18 protein-coding genes and 1 pseudogene are annotated in these 16,430 nt (G+C 67.0%); 10 read left to right on the top strand and 9 right to left on the bottom strand.

Going from position 1 to position 16,430, the window contains the following annotated elements; all coding sequences use genetic code 11:
• Positions 1 to 40 precede the first annotated feature (40 nt).
• Positions 41 to 1,231, top strand: a complete 1,191-nt coding sequence (locus tag L1080_RS15140; protein ID WP_250770214.1) for a benzoate/H(+) symporter BenE family transporter — start codon at positions 41 to 43, stop codon at positions 1,229 to 1,231.
• Between the two features lie 7 nt (positions 1,232 to 1,238).
• Entirely contained in the window at positions 1,239 to 1,748 is a 510-nt protein-coding gene (locus tag L1080_RS15135) for an O-acetyl-ADP-ribose deacetylase (RefSeq protein ID WP_109328598.1), read from the top strand.
• A gap of 19 nt (positions 1,749 to 1,767) precedes the next feature.
• On the opposite strand, the gene L1080_RS15130 is transcribed toward L1080_RS15135, so the two are convergent.
• Complete coding sequence (locus L1080_RS15130) at positions 1,768 to 2,583, bottom strand: shikimate 5-dehydrogenase (protein ID WP_250770211.1); 816 nt, start codon at positions 2,581 to 2,583, stop codon at positions 1,768 to 1,770.
• Between the two features lie 84 nt (positions 2,584 to 2,667).
• On the opposite strand from L1080_RS15130, the gene L1080_RS15125 reads away from it, so the two are divergent.
• Positions 2,668 to 4,242 (top strand): molybdopterin-dependent oxidoreductase, encoded by a 1,575-nt coding sequence (locus L1080_RS15125; RefSeq protein WP_250770209.1) that lies wholly within the window; start codon positions 2,668 to 2,670, stop codon positions 4,240 to 4,242.
• A gap of 5 nt (positions 4,243 to 4,247) precedes the next feature.
• Here L1080_RS15125 and L1080_RS15120 read toward each other — a convergent pair whose 3' ends face one another.
• The 3 genes from L1080_RS15120 to L1080_RS15110 form a co-directional block, all read right to left on the bottom strand.
• Positions 4,248 to 4,943 (bottom strand): HNH endonuclease family protein, encoded by a 696-nt coding sequence (locus L1080_RS15120; protein ID WP_159921104.1) that lies wholly within the window; start codon positions 4,941 to 4,943, stop codon positions 4,248 to 4,250.
• Positions 4,944 to 5,011: 68 nt separating this feature from the next.
• A complete protein-coding gene (locus L1080_RS15115; protein WP_159921106.1) occupies positions 5,012 to 5,329 on the bottom strand; it encodes a hypothetical protein in 318 nt (105 codons plus the stop codon).
• Between the two features lie 119 nt (positions 5,330 to 5,448).
• Entirely contained in the window at positions 5,449 to 6,717 is a 1,269-nt protein-coding gene (locus L1080_RS15110) for a DICT sensory domain-containing protein (RefSeq protein ID WP_250770207.1), read from the bottom strand.
• A 174-nt stretch (positions 6,718 to 6,891) separates the two neighbouring features.
• Here L1080_RS15110 and L1080_RS15105 point away from each other — a divergent pair, with 174 nt between their 5' ends.
• Positions 6,892 to 7,275, top strand: coding sequence for a hypothetical protein (locus L1080_RS15105; protein ID WP_159921110.1), 384 nt, complete (start codon positions 6,892 to 6,894; stop codon positions 7,273 to 7,275).
• A gap of 24 nt (positions 7,276 to 7,299) precedes the next feature.
• Here the strand turns inward: L1080_RS15105 and L1080_RS15100 are convergent, their stop codons facing one another.
• The gene (locus L1080_RS15100; RefSeq protein ID WP_250770204.1) at positions 7,300 to 8,208 is read right to left on the bottom strand and encodes an NADP-dependent oxidoreductase; all 909 of its coding nucleotides are present in this window, start codon (positions 8,206 to 8,208) and stop codon (positions 7,300 to 7,302) included.
• An 86-nt stretch (positions 8,209 to 8,294) separates the two neighbouring features.
• On the bottom strand, positions 8,295 to 8,420 hold the full coding sequence (locus L1080_RS15095; RefSeq protein ID WP_268962579.1) for a hypothetical protein: 126 nt from the start codon (positions 8,418 to 8,420) through the stop codon (positions 8,295 to 8,297).
• 156 nt (positions 8,421 to 8,576) lie between these two features.
• Here L1080_RS15095 and L1080_RS15090 point away from each other — a divergent pair, with 156 nt between their 5' ends.
• From L1080_RS15090 to L1080_RS15080, 3 genes and pseudogenes are all read left to right on the top strand, one after another.
• Positions 8,577 to 11,411 carry a DEAD/DEAH box helicase gene (locus tag L1080_RS15090; RefSeq protein ID WP_250770201.1) on the top strand — a complete coding sequence of 945 codons (2,835 nt, stop codon included), beginning with the start codon at positions 8,577 to 8,579 and terminating at the stop codon, positions 11,409 to 11,411.
• Entirely contained in the window at positions 11,408 to 12,181 is a 774-nt protein-coding gene (locus L1080_RS15085) for an SWIM zinc finger family protein (protein ID WP_159921116.1), read from the top strand. Before L1080_RS15090 ends, L1080_RS15085 begins: the two co-directional genes overlap by 4 nt.
• A gap of 86 nt (positions 12,182 to 12,267) precedes the next feature.
• A pseudogene (locus tag L1080_RS15080) lies at positions 12,268 to 12,441 on the top strand (YkvA family protein); the annotation flags it as partial.
• 43 nt (positions 12,442 to 12,484) lie between these two features.
• Here L1080_RS15080 and L1080_RS15075 read toward each other — a convergent pair.
• A complete protein-coding gene (locus L1080_RS15075; protein WP_250770200.1) occupies positions 12,485 to 12,658 on the bottom strand; it encodes a CsbD family protein in 174 nt (57 codons plus the stop codon).
• A gap of 128 nt (positions 12,659 to 12,786) precedes the next feature.
• Here L1080_RS15075 and L1080_RS15070 point away from each other — a divergent pair, with 128 nt between their 5' ends.
• Positions 12,787 to 13,356: a DUF1990 family protein gene (locus L1080_RS15070; protein WP_308202133.1), complete on the top strand. Its 570-nt coding sequence runs from the start codon at positions 12,787 to 12,789 to the stop codon at positions 13,354 to 13,356.
• Here L1080_RS15070 and L1080_RS15065 read toward each other — a convergent pair.
• On the bottom strand, positions 13,342 to 13,815 hold the full coding sequence (locus L1080_RS15065) for a hypothetical protein (RefSeq protein ID WP_159921118.1): 474 nt from the start codon (positions 13,813 to 13,815) through the stop codon (positions 13,342 to 13,344). The genes L1080_RS15070 and L1080_RS15065 overlap by 15 nt on opposite strands.
• A gap of 116 nt (positions 13,816 to 13,931) precedes the next feature.
• Positions 13,932 to 14,183: a hypothetical protein gene (locus L1080_RS15060; RefSeq protein WP_159921120.1), complete on the bottom strand. Its 252-nt coding sequence runs from the start codon at positions 14,181 to 14,183 to the stop codon at positions 13,932 to 13,934.
• 157 nt (positions 14,184 to 14,340) lie between these two features.
• Between L1080_RS15060 and L1080_RS15055 the strand changes: the two genes are divergently transcribed.
• Both L1080_RS15055 and L1080_RS15050 read left to right on the top strand, forming a co-directional pair.
• A complete protein-coding gene (locus L1080_RS15055) occupies positions 14,341 to 14,784 on the top strand; it encodes a protein-tyrosine phosphatase family protein (RefSeq protein ID WP_250770197.1) in 444 nt (147 codons plus the stop codon).
• A 127-nt stretch (positions 14,785 to 14,911) separates the two neighbouring features.
• Positions 14,912 to 16,426 (top strand): CoA-acylating methylmalonate-semialdehyde dehydrogenase, encoded by a 1,515-nt coding sequence (locus tag L1080_RS15050; RefSeq protein ID WP_250770194.1) that lies wholly within the window; start codon positions 14,912 to 14,914, stop codon positions 16,424 to 16,426.
• Positions 16,427 to 16,430: the final 4 nt, after the last annotated feature.

The following is a 16,430-nucleotide window of genomic DNA, read 5'->3' as shown; positions in this document are numbered from 1 at the left end:
CCCCGCCGGGCGTGCCGCGCATCGGGCAGAATCGCGTCCTATGTCCGTACCCGACAGCGACGTGCGTTCGCCTTCTTCGGCCGCCCAGCCGGTCAGTGCGGGAATCGTCACGGCCTTGGTGGGATTCACCAGTTCCTTCGCCGTGGTCCTCACGGGTTTGACCGCGGTCGGCGCGGATTCCGCCGAGGCGGCGTCGGGCCTCCTCATACTGTGTGTGACGCAGGCACTGGGGATGCTGTGGTTGTCGCGGCGTTATCGTATGCCGATCACCCTCGCCTGGTCGACGCCCGGCGCCGCGCTCCTCGCCGGGGCCGGGACCGTGGGCGGTGGCTGGCCCGCTGCGGTGGGCGCGTTCGCCATCGTGGGTGTTGCGATCCTTCTCACCGGGTTGTGGCCTCGGCTCGGGCGGGTGATCGCCTCAATTCCTTCCGCGTTGGCGCAGGCGATGCTGGCCGGGGTGCTGCTGCCCCTGTGCCTGGCCCCGGTGCTCGCGCTACGGGACGCACCGCTCGCCGTCGCCCCGGTCGTGCTGGTGTGGCTGGTTCTGCAGCGGTATTCCACACGGTGGGCGGTCCCGGCAGCATTCGCCGCCGCGGGTGTGGTGATCGCGGTCAGCCTCGTCGTCGGGAAAGTCGGACTCGATGCCAACGCCTTGCTGCCGGAGCTGGTGCTGACGACACCGACTTGGTCCTGGCAGGCATTGATCGGGATCGCCGTGCCGCTGTACATCGTGACCATGGCGTCGCAGAACATTCCCGGCACCGCAGTGATGAAGTCCTTCGGATACGAGGTCCCGTGGCGGCCCGCGATGCTGGTGACGGGGATCGGAACCCTGGTGGGGGCACCCGCCGGTGGGCACGCCATCAACCTCGCGGCGATCAGTGCCGCCCTCTCCGCGGCACCCACCGCCCACCCCGACCCCCGGAAACGGTGGCGTGCGGCCTTCACCGCAGGCTGGGCGTATCTGGTCCTCGCGGCCTGCTCGGCGGCTGTGGCCGCGCTCATTGCGGCGGCTCCGGTGGGCGTCGTGGAGACGGTGGCCGGTCTCGCCCTCCTCGCGACTCTGGGTGGTGCGCTCGCGTCCGCGCTCGCCGACATACGCGAACGTGAAGGGGCTGTCGTCACTTTTCTGATCGCGGCGTCCGGGGTCAGCGTCCTCGGAATCGGTTCGGCGTTCTGGGCGCTGATCGCCGGATTGATCGTGCGGACGGCCCTGCACTTCCGGAGATAATGGGGCGATGACGACCATCGAGGTAGTGCAGGGCGACATCACGACGGTGGCGGTAGACGCGATCGTCAATGCGGCCAACTCCGCCCTTCTCGGCGGCGGCGGCGTGGACGGAGCGATCCACCGTGTAGGCGGACCGGACATCCTGGCCGAGTGCAGGAAGTTACGGGCGACGACACTGCCTGACGGACTGCCTGCAGGGGAGGCCGTGGCCACGACGGCGGGGAGATTGCCGGCCCGGTGGGTGATCCACACCGTCGGACCGGTGTATTCGTCTTCCGAGGATCGGTCACACCTGCTGCGGGGCGCGTATCTGAGCAGCTTGCGCGTGGCGGCCGACCTCGGCGCGGAATCGGTTGCGTTCCCGCTGATCTCGGCCGGTGTCTACGGGTGGCCGGCCGACGACGCCGTCCGTCAGGCCGTCAGTGCAGTGCGCCGATCGGACAGCGGTGTGCCGCGCGTCGTGTTCGTGGCGTTCGACGCGCAGATGGCGGAAAGGCTTCGCGCGGCGGTCGGGTGATCCGCGACCCGCGCCTGTTTCACGACCGCGAATACTCCGACGCCCGCCGGATCTCTTCCGGAGAGGGGCGGACGCCGGTGTAGAGGACGAACTGCTCGGCCGCCTGCAAGGCGATCACCTCGGCGCCGGTGATCACGGTCTTGTGGCGTTCGGCCGCTGCTCTGATCAGCGGCGTGGTCGAGGGCATCGCCACCACGTCGAACACCGCATCCGCCGCCTCGATCGCGTCCAGTTCGAACGCCAAAGCGTCCTCCTCGGCGCCACCGGCCATCCCGATCGGTGTCGCGTTGATCAGCAGGCCCGGACGAGCGTGACCCAATTCGGATTGCCACGAAAAGCCGTACTGCTTCGCGAGCGCGCCGCCCGTCTCCGCGTTTCTCGCCACCACGGTGACATCGGTGAACCCGAAGTCGCGTACTGCTGCCACCACCGCCTTGGCCATCCCACCGCTGCCTGCGACGGCCACGGACAGCGAGTGTGGAAGTGCGTTCTCCCGCAGCAAGTTTGCCACTGCCTGATAGTCGGTGTTGTAGGCGTGCAGCACGCCGTCCTCGTTGACAATGGTGTTCACCGACTCGATGACCGACGCCGACGAGTGCATGACGTCTACGTGGTCGATCACCTGCTCCTTGAACGGCATCGAGATACCGGCACCGCGGATACCGAGTGCGCGAATCCCGCCGACCGCGGCCGGCAGGTCGGTGGTGGTGAACGCCTTGTAGACGTAATTCAGACCAAGCTCACCGTAGAGATAGTTGTGAAATCTGGTGCCGATGTTGCTCGGTCGACCGGAAAGCGAGATGCAGAGAACGGTGTCTTTGTCGAGCGTGTTCATCAGCGCAATACTAGTGGTGGGCTCCCATCCGCGCGTGTTGCCGGCTCCGAATACCCCGTGACCACAACTAAGGAGCACGGCTGCATGACTACCACGATCGGTGACCGGCCCCACGCCGCACGAGCGCCCGAGCGGCGACGGCATCTGTTCTCCCGTGCACTCGCGGGAGTGATCGCCGCCGGTGTCGTTCTCGCGGTCGGTGAACTCGTGTCGGTGTTGATCGACCAGAACAGCTCGCCCTTCTATGCGGTGGGTTCCACCACGGTCGACCGCAGTCCGGCCTGGGCGCGCGAGTTCGCCATTTCGACGTTCGGAACGAACGACAAGCCGGCGCTCTTCGTGGGGATGACACTGCTGATCGTGTTGCTTGCCGCAGTGGCAGGCATCGTCGAGCGACCGCGCGCCCCCTTCGGTAGTGCCATCCTCGGAATTCTGGGCGCTGTCGGCGTATTTGCCGCCACACAACGCCCGAGCGCCTCGTGGGTCTACGCGGTGCCGACGCTCGCAGGGGTCGCGGCCGGAATCGTCGTACTCCGCATCTTGACGGCGGCGGCGCAGATGCCGGAAGGGGCCGATGGTGCGGATTCGCGGTTGCCCCGCCGAAAGTTTCTGGTGCTCGCGGCCACTGCTGCTGCGGCGGCAGCGGCGGCGGGAGCTGTCGGACGGTATCTGGGCCAGCAGATCGCCGGGGCCATCGACAACCGTCGGAATTTCGCGATTCCCTCGGTCGCGGACAAGGCGTCTCCGATCGCTCTGGGAACCGACATCGGTGTACCGGGCGCCACCCCGTTCGTCACCGCGAACGACGAGTTCTACCGCATCGACACCGCGCTGCGGGTCCCGCGGATGACGACGGACAACTGGGAGCTGCACATCCACGGAATGGTGGATCGGGAACTCACCCTCACGTGGGACGACCTCGTTGCACGGACCCCGGTCGAACGAATTATCACGTTGACGTGCGTGTCCAACGAGGTTGGGGGAGTCCTCGCCGGCAACGCCGCCTGGATCGGGTACCCGATCAGGGATCTCCTCGACGAGGTGGGCGTCGGTGCCGAGGCCGACATGCTGCTCTCGACGAGTATCGACGGCTTCACCGCAGGTACCCCGATCGAAGCATTGCGCGACGGGCGCGACGCAATTCTCGCGGTGGCGATGAACGGTGAGCCCTTGCCGTTCGAGCACGGCTACCCCGTGCGCCAGGTGGTGCCCGGTCTCTACGGTTACGTCTCCGCCACCAAATGGGTGGTGGATTGGGAGTTCACCCGCTTCGACGCGGCCGAGGCGTACTGGACGCAGCGGGGGTGGGCCGAGAAGGCGCCGATCAAGACCGCCTCCCGCATCGACGTGCCGGCTCCCTTCGCGCCCTTGGTGCCGGGTCCGGTACTCGTCGCCGGAACCGCCTGGGCGCAGCGCCGAGGAATCGAGGCGGTGCAAGTGCGGGTAGACAACGGCCCATGGGAAAAGGCCACGCTCGCACAGCAATACACCATCGACACCTGGCGTCAATGGACCTGGGAATGGCAGGCGACACCGGGCCTGCACACACTGCAAGTGCGGGCGACAGACCTCAGCGGCAACGTACAGGTCGAGGAACGGACGCCGCCGATTCCAGGCGGCGCCACCGGGTGGCACACACGCTCGTTCACGGTGTCCTGAGGAGCTCACGGGCACCTTTCCGCCACGTCGGCGAGTGCCTTCCGGTCGGCGACGGTGACAGGAAGGCCGTACTCGACGGCGACGCTGAGATACTTGCCCGCATAGAAACAGTGATACGCGGGATTCGGCGGAAGCCAGTCGCCCGGAGTTTGGTCTCCCTTGTTCTGGTTGTCGTCGCCGTTGACGGCCAGCAATTCGAACATCACGTCGTTGGCGAACCGGATTCGGCGCTCCAGTGGCCACGTGGACGCACCCATGTCCCAGGCCGCGGCCAACGGGTAGACGTGGTCGATCTGCACGGCCTTGGCGTCGCTGCGGTCGAAGGTGACGAGCTCGCCGGAGTACGGGTCGGCGAGGATTCCGCTCAGCACGACACACTCCTGGGTGCCGTCCCGGAAGGACACCGATCGCAGGTCGGTGGCCAGCACGTTGTTGCGGGTGTCGCATCCGTCGTGCCCCGCTGGAGCGCTCTGGGCGTCTGTCCACGCCGGACCGAAGACGCACTGTTCCTTGCCTGAGCACCCGCGTTGGTACCCACCCGGGTGCGGGCGGGACTCGACCGTCTCGACCTGTGCCAGCAACTGTTCGATGTGCTCGCGCGGCGGACTGCCGGGCGCCGGGCCCGGCCCGCTCAGATCAAGGATCGATACCCCGCAGCCACTGACCGCAAGAGCCCACAGCACGACATACAGAACCCTCATTGCGTCCCCCCGGCGCTCGACGAGTGTCCGAACCGTCGACCCGCAGTATTGCGTGGGTCACCGACACGTCAGGCGAAGGGTAACTGCACGGCGGCGATCGAGGACAGGTGGGCACCGTCGTGCCCGATCACCCACGACCCACCACTCTCTCGGCACTCCGCCAGGACGTCGAGGGTGCGGAGGAGGAAGAAGATGGCTTCGCTGGGGACCGGCGTGATGGCAAGTTGATGCGCCTCACCGTGTTTCATCCCGTCGAGCCAGACGCCGGACTGCCCGTCGAGGCGGATCGTCACGATGTGCGTTGCGTCGACGAAAGCATACTTCCGCTGCTCCCACGGGGTGGTGAGTGCGTATCCCTGCTCGAGAACCTGAATGAGGATGCTCATGGGCCGACTCCGAGTCTCCGGCGTGGCGGGCGGACAAGTTCCAGCATCTCACCTGCGTCCTGCACGACGCCATGGCCGGGCGGCGGAAATGTCGACGCGGCGCTCGACCTCCGGCCGCTCTACCCGGCGCTGCTCGGATCGGCGGTGAACCGGTCGAGGACGGCGCGCGCACATCGCACGACCGTCGAGCGGTCGTAGGAGACGACGTAGTCGAATTCGCGTTCCGCATCTGCCTCTCCGCGGTGAAGATCCACGGCGGAGAGAACGCAACCGAAGTGGGGGCCCAGAACCACGACGTTCCACTCCTCCACCAGCTCGTCGTCCGCCGCGAGGGGAGCCTGATGAATGCCCTCGTCCACCGTGTGACCCATGCCGACGCCGTACACGCCCGCGTAGGCGATCCGGCTCGCCATGTTCTGCCAACGGGTGCGGGTCCGGTCGGTGAAATGCTCGGCGCGCTGGAAGGTGCCCAGCACCAGGGTTTCGGGCCCCGCGGCGGCGGCATGCGTCTCGAGGGTGGTGCTCATGGTCACCAGGAGTCGCTTGAGACTGCGGACAGCGGTGCGCCCGGAGGAGGCGATGGCGTGTGGTGAGCGCGAGTCGTGGTCGGGAGTGTTCCAGGTCGGCGCGGGCGGGAAAGGCTCGACAGTCGCGGAAGCCGGCCACGACGCCGGGGCCGACTCGATGTCCTCGAGATGCTCGCCGACCCCGTACGTCGCTCCCAGGCTGAGCGCACGCCGGCGCTGAACCTCGGTGCCCACTCCGGTGGCGACCACCACGGCGCCGGAACTCTCCACGCGTGCAGCCACCGCATGAGCGGTGCGGGCGATGTCCGAGTCCGGGCGACGCGTGATCATGACGGGCGCGAGGAGGATGATGTCCGGCTCGATCAGCGACAGCAGTGCGATGGCTGCAGGGTGGGTGCCTACCTCGTCCACGGCGATGAGCCTTCCGCGGCCGCGTGCATCTGCGACGGCCCGCAGTGCGCGGGACGGATCGGCAGTGAATATCGCAGCGGTGACCACGACGATCTCTCGGCGCAGGCACTCGGGATCAGCCGCGCGATTCTCCAGGCCGGGGAGGGAGTCGAGGTCGATCGGCACCAGTACGGGAACACCGTCCGCTGCGACCGTACCGGCGACGTCCCAGGTGAGATGGTCGAGCTCGCGCTTCTCGTTCATGGCCCGGGCCACGGTCCGCAGTGCTTCGGGGGTCGCGAGTGGGCCGTCCGCGGGCCCGCGCAGCTGCACCTCGAGAGCGGCCAGCGCCCCTTTGTCCAGGCGTCGCACGGCCGCCGTGTGCGGCGAGACCGCCAGTCCGCCCACCTCAGCATGGTCGACGGACCGGTCAGGATTGTCGACGGACTGGTCAGGGGCGAGAACGAACATGCCGCGATTCTCGCATCGGTGCTCGCGCGCCGCAGCAGGGCGCAGAGATCGCCGTTACCGTTGCGTGACTATTCGTTATTGTTTCGTGACTTTGTGGTCGCCGCCGCGACATGAGCGGCGGCAACGATCAGGACAGCGTCGTACGGTTCGATCTCAGTAGAAAAGGTGGCGAACATGAGTGGCTCACCGAAAATCGGGCGTTACCACGATGCTCTCCTCGCTCTCACCCTGGCGACAGATCGACCCGCACGCCTCGTCGAGACGGCGGCAGGTGTAGGTGTGCGCGTCGATCTCACGCTCGGCTGTCACCTCCTGGCGATCGCCACGGCCGACGGCGCCCTGCGGGATGCCGACGCCGATGGTGGCTGGACGGTGCACTTCGTCGGCCGCGGATCGGTCGACGCCGAGGAACCACTCGTCACCGTGCACGGCGACTGGCTCGTCGATGCGGTCGACCAGGTCTTGGCCCGAGTCGGCGCGCTCGACGGCCGTCAGCTGTGCCGCCCGACCCCCAGCCGGTCCGCACGCTGGCCCTCCGCCGCTCGCGAAGCTGTCTGACCGGACGAGCCGAGCGGCGGGCGATTAACCCACCTCGATCACGACCTTGCCCGCGGCGTGGCCGGACTCGACCAGCGCGAGTGCCTCACCCGCCTGCGCGAGAGGGAAGCGGTGGGTGACCCGCGGGTCGAGGACACCGGAGGCCACCAGGGCAGCCAGTTCGGCGAAGACTGCGGTGGTGCGTCGGCGTTCCACGCCCGAACCGCCGAGATCACGGGCAGCGAGCGGGTCGCCGACGCTGACGATCGCGGCCGGAGCTCGGGCGACCCGGGCCGCGTCGGCCAGCGCGTCACCCCCGACCAGGTCGAATACGGCATCGACCGGCTCCGATATCCGCGTCGCCAACCCGGCGCCGGACTCGACCCACTGCGCGCCGAGCGACTCGACCACGTCACGCTTACTCCGGCTCGCGACTCCGAGAACAGTGACGCCCCGGGCAGCCGCCAATTGCAGCGCAGCGACCCCGACGCCGCCGCCGGCACCGATCACGAGTAAACGGCTTCCTGCGGGCAGGTTCAGCGTGGACATCGCGTCGTAGGCGGTGCCTGCCGCCACGGGAAGGGTGGCGGCGTCGGCGAAGGAGACGGACCCGGGCTTGTGTGCCGTCGACGATGCATTCAGCATCGTGTGATCGGCGTACCCGCCGTAACCGGTGGCCGTCGCGCCGAACACGGCATCGCCCACCGCAAAGTCGGCGACCCGAGGACCGACCGCGGTGACCACTCCCGCCACCTCGCGGCCCAGCACCGCCGGAAGCGTGACGGGCACGGTGTCCTTGCGGGTACCTGCCCGCACCTTCCAGTCGGCGGGATTCACCCCGGCCACGTGCACGGCCACCTGCAGCTGTCCGGGGCCTGGGAACGGGACGGCAACGTCGAAGAACTGCTGGGTTTCGGGGCCGCCGTACTCGCGGAAGCCGTATGCGGTGCTCACGCCTCAACTCTTATCACGGACGGCGCGTTCGAGGATCGGGCACGACGAGGCCCGCCGGGCATCCCGGCGGGCTCATTGTCGACAGGTCAGGAGCTGCCGAACAGGCCGCCCAACGATCCTGTGCCGCCCCCGCCGCCACCCTCGCCGCCCATCAAGGGTCCGAGCGCCTCGAGCAGGGCGAGCAAGCCTTCGAGAATCTGTGCAAAGTCCATGTCTTCCTCCGATCACTGCAGTGGTTCCGGCAGCGATCCCTGGTGCGCTTCGGCGCGGACAGCCGCCACCTCGTTCATCGGTCCGGCACCGGCCACGGTTACACGGGAAATGCAGGGACTTCGAATGCTGTCGGCTCCACCTGATTGGATGGGTCCATGCTGCACGGTCTCTGGACACCGGGTTCGGGACTCATGCTGTGGGTCGAGGACCGGGATCTCGTGGCGGAGGAGTCCGCCGCCGATGCTGTCGGCCGCGTATTGCAGCGCAAGTTCCGGCACCATGTCAAGGTGCCGATGCCGGCGGCCTCGGGTCCGGAGCTGGTCGAGTGGCCGGCGGTGGCTTTGGCCCCGCCCGATGCCGCGGAGTTCCTGCTGGCGGTGTCGCCGTGGGATTCGCGGATCTCCGGCGATTTGCGGTACCTCGCCCATACGGTGCGCGGAATCGAGCGATGGGCGCGTGCCGGTCGGGTGGTCCCCGAGACGCATCGTGCGGAGGGCACATGGTGGCCGCGTTGGCGACTGCTCGGCGGTGAACGACAGCGTGCCTGGCTGACCGAACTCACTGTCGCGATGCCGCCGGTGCAGCGCCACGGGAGCGGCGCCCGCTCCGTGCTGGACGACCTCGTCACCGAACTGACCGACCCGATCACCCGTCATGTTCTCGGCAACCGCTTGCTCGACGGTCGGCGCAGCCATCCGCCGCATCCGTTCCTCGCCGCGCTCGTGCACGGCGATTCCTACGACGAGGGAACGCCGCAACTGTCGGGTTCGCTCGACCGCTGGCGCGACAGTCTCACAGTGGACGAGCCCGAACTGGTGTTGCGCCTGCTCGAACCGGACGACGCCGACGTCGAGGGGGACTGGGATCCGGACACCGCCCTGTGGCGGCTGGAGGTGTGCCTGCGTCCGGAAGGCGAAGCCCCGGTTCCGATTCCCCTGCATCACACGGACGCGAGCCGCCTCCAGATCGGTGTCCGCAAATTGACGGAGGCCGTGGCGGCGTATCCGCGACTGCAGGACGTGCCGAGCGACCCCGACAGCCTCGATCTGTTCCTCCCTACCGCGGTCGTGATCGACCTGGTCGGGCACGGGGCGGTCGCGTTGAAGGAGAAGGGCATCAGCCTGTTGCTGCCGCGGGCCTGGAGTGTGGCGTCGCCGTCCATGCGGTTGCGGGTCAGTTCGCCGGGGACCCCGGCGAGCGCGGAGAACCGGTCGGTCGGCAAGGACCAGTTGGTGCAGTACGACTGGGAGCTGGCGCTCGGGGACACCGTCCTGTCGGCCGCCGAAATGACTCGATTGGTCAATTCCAAGAGCGATCTGGTGCGGCTGCGCGGTGAATGGGTGCGGGCCGATTCCGAAGTGCTCGCTCGTGCGGCACGCTACGTGACGGAACGGCAGGGCAGTGGCGACCGTGCCATCGTCGACTTGATCAAAGACCTCATCGCCGATGATCTCTCGCGCCTTCCGGTGGACGAGGTGACGGCGAGCGGGTGGGCAGCCGCGTTGCTCGAAGGCGACGTGCAGCCGGAGCAGGTTCCGGTCCCCGACCGGCTGGACGCCACCTTGCGGCCGTATCAGCAGCGGGGGCTCGACTGGCTGGCGTTCATGAGCAGGCTCGGACTGGGGGCCGTTCTCGCCGATGACATGGGCCTGGGTAAGACCCTGCAACTGCTGGCGTTGCTGGCGCACGAGAACGCGCCTTCGCCGACACTTCTGGTGTGCCCGATGTCTGTGGTCGGCAACTGGCAACGAGAGGCGGCCCGCTTCGTTCCGACCTTGCGTGTGCATGTCCACCACGGCCCGCAACGGCTGACAGGTGAGGAGCTGACGGCTGCGGTCGGCGCGAGTGACCTGGTGATCACCACGTACGCGTTGCTGGCACGCGACCTCGCGCAGTTGAAGGAACAGCAGTGGCGCCGGGTGGTGCTCGACGAGGCGCAGCACATCAAGAACTCGAAAACGTCCCAGGCCAGGGCTGCCCGTAGTATCCCCGCTGCGCACCGGGTGGCGTTGACCGGCACACCCGTCGAGAACCGGCTCGACGAATTGCGTTCCATTCTCGATTTCGCGAATTCCGGCATCCTCGGCTCCGAGGCGATGTTCCGCAAACGCTTCGTCGTTCCGATCGAGCGGGAACAGGACGAGACCGCCGTGGCCCGGCTGCGGGCCGTCACGTCACCGTTCGTGCTCCGGCGGGTCAAAACCGATCCGGCGGTCATCGCCGACCTCCCCGACAAGTTCGAGATGACGGTGCGCGCCAATCTCACCGCGGAACAGGCGGCGCTGTATCGGGCGGTGGTCGACGACATGATGGCGCAGATCAAGGACAAGAAGGGGATGAAGCGCAAGGGTGCCGTGCTTGCCGCGCTGACCAAACTCAAGCAGGTATGCAACCATCCTGCGCACTTTCTGCGGGACGGGTCCGCGGTGACGCGCCGCGGTCAGCACCGGTCGGGAAAGCTCGGTCTTGTCGAGGACATCCTGGACTCCGTACTGGCCGACGGCGAGAAAGCGTTGCTGTTCACCCAGTTCCGCGAGTTCGGCGATCTCGTGGCACCGTACCTGTCGGAACGTTTCGGTACCGCCGTGCCGTTTCTGCACGGAGGCGTCACCAAACAGAAGCGCGACGACATGGTGGCGGCATTCCAGGGTGACGGCGGACCGCCGATCATGCTGCTCTCACTCAAGGCGGGGGGTACCGGGCTCAACCTCACGGCGGCCAATCATGTCGTGCACCTCGACCGATGGTGGAATCCGGCGGTCGAGAACCAGGCCACCGACCGGGCGTTCCGCATCGGGCAGCGCCGAGACGTCCAGGTGCGGAAACTGGTGTGCGTGGGCACGCTCGAGGAACGGATCGACGCAATGATCGCGACCAAACAGGAGTTGGCTGATCTCGCGGTCGGAACCGGTGAGAATTGGGTGACGGAGATGAGCACCGAACAGCTCGGCGAGCTGCTGCGACTCGGCGACGAGGCGGTCGGCGAATGACGGATCGGCGACCGGCACCGCATTTCGCTCGGTACGGCTCACGACGACCGGTGCAGGGCGGCCTGGCAGCACGCTCGCGGCGGGGAGCATTCGGTCACACCTGGTGGGGGCGGGAACTGGTCGACATCATCGAGTTCGTCGGCGACAAGGGGCGAATGAGCCGTGGCCGCAGCTACGCGCGCAGCGGACAGGTCGTCTCTCTCGAAATCAGCAGTGGGATGGTGACCGGCGAAGTCCAAGGCAGCCAGCTTCAGCCGTTCGTCGCAACCGTCTCGATCGACCGGCTCGACGAGGACGAGATCGCCGAATTGGTCACGCTGGTGCGGAAACAGCCCGGCAGCCTTGCGATGCTCGCGGGTGGGGCGGTGCCGGAAATTCTCGGTCCGCTCCTGCTACCGTCCGGCTCTTCGGCGCTCCACTACGACTGCACCTGTCCGGACGACGGCTGGCCGTGTAAGCACGCCGCTGCGGTCGCATATCTGACCACGGAGCGGATCGACGAGAACCCCCTGGAGATACTGACCCTGCGCGGGGTCGACCTCGACATGCTGATCGAGGGAGTCGGCGGTGGCAACGCCGAGGAAGATGTCGCCGATTGGTTCGGTGACAGCGCCCAACTGCCCGCCCTGCCCGACACCGACTTCCGGGCGGCGGTCGACGACCTCGACCCGTTGCTGCTGCGCAAGGCGATCCGATCCGTGTGCGCCGACGAGCGCGAGGTGGACGCCGCCATCGCGGACCTGAACACGCTCTATCAGCATCTCCGTTGATCCTGGCGTTGGATGATGTGGTGCTCCCCGCCGTGTGCGGGAGAATCGGTAGGTGACCCTGCACGAGCTGACGCACCGATCGACTCGACTTCATTCCCGTCATCGGATATGCCGATGACGCACTGGTGGTGGCTCTCGTTCTACGCTCGGTGACCCGTCGAGCGGGCGCACACGCGCTTGCCCGGCATTGGCCCGGCACTCCTGAAGGTCTTGCGGCCGTTCAACATATCGCGCAACCGCGAGCGCACCGTCGTGCCTGACGGTGCGTTCGGATGGGAGGCGCTCCGGAAAGCTTGCTCCGGCTCAGTGTTTGAACACGTCCTTGACTCGCTCGGCGGCCTTCTTCACACTGGCCTTCCTTTGGTCCGCTTTGCCGATGTTCTTCAGCTCGTTGTCTCCGGTGGCCCGGCCGATCGATTCCCGGGACCTTCCCGCAGCGTGCTGGAAGGCGTTCTTGGCCTTGTCGACGATGCTCATGGCGTGCTCCTCCGAGTGGATGACGTCCACTGCAATCCTAATCCGATTGCGGTTCGGCCACTCGACAACTTCTCGGGTGCACATCCTTTCGATACGTCACCGGCCGCACCCGGACTAGGCTGGCGTTCGTGCGGTCGGCATCGGACCCGACCGGGGATCGGGAGGAGCCTGCCGTCAGCCGCAAACGCTGTGACACGCGCGAGTTCACCTATACCGAGGTGGGCGCCAGTCGCGACCTTCCGTTTCCGAGTGGATACCACCATCTCGACGAGCAGAAGGTGATCGGTCGTGGTTCCGCAGTGTTCGACTCCGCCGTCGCACAGCTGTTCACCTGGGGGATGCACCGCGGCGCCGACGTGAAGGTCGGCCTCAATACTCCTTCGGCGACTCCCGACGCCGCCGTCGAGCTTCGGTGGGGGATCGGTCCGGTCGGACTCACCTTCTGTTGCCGGGTGATCTACGTCGTCGACGAGCCGCGTGTCAAGGGTTTCGCCTACGGATCGCTCGAGGGACACCCGGAAACGGGGGAAGAGCGATTCGTCATCGAACACCGACCGGACGACACCGTGGTTGCAAGCATCTCCGCTTTCTCGCGGCCCGGCCGGTGGTTCACCCGACTCGGTGGGCCCGCGAATCGGGTAGTGCAGAAGGTGATGACGCGGCGCTATCTCGACGCGTTGGTGTCACAGAAGCGATAACTTCACGTCCTGCTGTCGGAGAACTGCATGCACGGCCGCGCCGTATGCCAGATGCGGGACGATGTCGCTGAGCCAATCCTGGACCGACCAATTCCGCGGATCACTGATGCCGCGGACGGCGATCGGGATGTCCGTGGCAGCCATCGCACCCGCACCGATGGCTACGGCACCTGCTGTCGGCGACAAGCGAACTCCAATGCGGCGGACCAGGCCGGCGCCCACTGCAATGCCCAGGCCCACAGCAATTCCGCCGAGTGCGCCCAGCCCCGTCCGGCGGGACTGCATGGCACTTCCGCGCCCCGGTATTCGAACTCCGAGACTCGCGGCGACCGAATCGATCGTCTCTTCGGGGACCGTACTTGCGGGACGGCCGCGGACCACCATGTCGAGGTACGTCACCGTGTTGAGTGCGGTCACCCCGGCAGCTCCGGCGACGAGCCCGGACGTGACTGTGTTCATGACGACCCTCCCCGAAAATTCGGCCGGATGCAGCGCGGATACGCTCACAGAGCGAGCATCCCCACTCGGTGGAGTCGGCAAACCTCACGGGTAGCAGTCGGTGGCTGCCGCTGCGGTCAAGCCAAGGACAGCCGCTCGACGTGCCGCACAGCGGCCTCGAGGTGCCGGTCCGCGGTGGTCAAATCCAGACGGGCGTCACTGAGGTTGTCTATCACCTCGAGCACCATGGATTCGTCGCTGCTGGTGAGCATGCTCCGGTCGAGCAGGTCGAATGCTTCGGTCAGGTCCTTGATCCGCTGTTCGAACGCGTTCAGATCGGACCGCAGTCGAGCGGTGGACTGGGCAAGGTCGTCAACCGTCGCGGTCATGCCGGCACCCCTCGTTCGCACCTCGTCGGGTCGCGTCCGCGGAAAACCGGGCGGCCTGACTCCACCAAAGAGTTACCACCGTTCCTTGATTGGTAAACCAGGCGCGCCGGTTTCGTCGACGGGCATACGGGCGAACGATGCGGGTTATGGTCGTGCGGTGACCGATCCGTGGCAGCCCGGCGCGGCCGGCGTGCTGGAACTTCCGTCGGGTCGACGCGTGCGCGGACGGGGGCTGAGGCGCCCGCTTCCGCCCGCTCCCCATCCCACCTTTGCGCTGTATCTGCTGGGCCGCCGCCCGCCGTCCGTCGAGTGGGACCATCGCTGGCTTCGCTGGCCCGATTTCTGGTTGCCGTCCGATCGCAGCGAGGCGACGGCTGCGCTACGCGAAGTGTGGGCGCGCGCAGAGTCGGATCGCGTCGAGATCGCCTGTGGGGGAGGCGTCGGGCGCACCGGCACAGCGCTTGCCTGCCTCGCCGTACTCGACGGAGTGCCCAACTCGGCGGCGGTCGACTACGTCCGCCGGCACTATTCTCCCCGTGCCGTGGAGACACCGTGGCAACGCCGGTTCGTTGTTCGCTTCCCGTCTGCCGACGAGCCGTGAGTCGTCGGCGTGACTGACGGTTGGCTCACGACGTCCGGCGCCTCTAGACATGCAAGGACATCCAACTATAGGATGGGCTACATATTCGGAACTCCCTGATTCATCGAGCAAGAAACGGGTTCGCACAATGGTTCAAGAGCTATCCCACTTCGTCGGCGGCAAGCGTGTACCGGGTGCCTCCAACAGGTTTGGCGACGTCTACGATCCCAACACCGGTGCGGTGCAGTCGCGGGTGCCGCTGGCAGACAAGGCCGAGACCGAGGCGATCATCGCCAACGCGGTGGAAGCGCAGCGCGAATGGGCCGCTTTCAATCCGCAGAAGCGCGCACGCATCCTCATGAAGTTCCTGCAGTTGGTGCAGGGCGAGATGGACTCGCTGGCACGCCTGCTCTCGTCCGAGCACGGCAAGACCGTTCCCGACGCGAAGGGTGATATCCAACGCGGACTCGAGGTCATCGAGTTCGCTGTCGGCGCCCCACATCTGCTCAAGGGTGAGTACACCGAGTCCGCGGGCACCGGCATCGATGTGTACTCCATGCGCCAGCCACTCGGTGTCGTCGCCGGGATCACCCCGTTCAACTTCCCGGCCATGATTCCGCTGTGGAAGGCCGGACCGGCCCTCGCGTGCGGTAATGCCTTCATCCTCAAGCCCTCCGAGCGCGACCCCTCGGTGCCGCTGCGCCTCGCCGAACTGTTCCTCGAGGCCGGTCTGCCGGCCGGTGTCTTCAACGTGGTCAACGGTGACAAGGAAGTGGTCGACGTCCTCCTCACCGACGACCGCATCAAGGCAGTCGGTTTCGTCGGGTCCACCCCGATCGCGCAGTACATCTACGAGACCGCTGCTGCCCACGGCAAGCGCGCGCAATGCTTCGGCGGCGCCAAGAACCATGCCATCGTCATGCCCGACGCCGACCTCGACGAGGTGGCCGACGCGCTCATCGGCGCAGGTTACGGATCGGCCGGCGAGCGCTGCATGGCCATCTCGGTTGCCGTTCCGGTCGGCGAGGAGACGGCCGACGCTCTCGTCGCGAACCTGAAGGAGCGTGTCGCCGGCCTGAAGATCGGTCGCAGCGACGACGAGAACGCCGACTTCGGACCTCTGGTCAGCAAGGACGCCCTCGAACGCGTCGACAGCTACATCCAGATCGGCATCGACGAAGGTGCGGAGGCCGTGGTCGACGGCCGCGGGTTCACTCTCGAGGGCCACGAGAACGGCTTCTTCGCCGGGGCCACCCTGTTCGACAAGGTGACCACGGACATGCGGGTATACAAGGAAGAAATTTTCGGACCCGTCCTGCTGGTGGCCCGTGCCGCCGACTACGAAGAGGCGCTGCGTCTGCCCACCGAGCACGAGTACGGCAACGGCGTCGCGATCTTCACCCGCGACGGCGACACCGCCCGCGACTTCACGAACCGCGTGAACGTCGGCATGGTCGGCGTCAACGTCCCGATCCCCGTGCCGATCGCCTACCACACGTTCGGCGGCTGGAAGCGCTCCGGCTTCGGCGACCTCAACCAGCACGGTCCCGACTCGTTCCGCTTCTACACCAAGACCAAGACCGTGACGCAGCGTTGGCCCTCGGGCAAGAAGGAAGCAGGGTCCGCTCCTGACAACCACTTCGTCATCCCCACCATGAACTGAATCG

It is taken from the genome of Rhodococcus sp. MSC1_016 (genome assembly GCF_023667485.2).
GTDB classification, from domain to species: Bacteria; Actinomycetota; Actinomycetes; order Mycobacteriales; family Mycobacteriaceae; genus Rhodococcus_F; species Rhodococcus_F oxybenzonivorans.
Note: the sequence above shows the minus strand (reverse complement) of the source record. Positions and strands in the feature narration are given on the sequence as shown.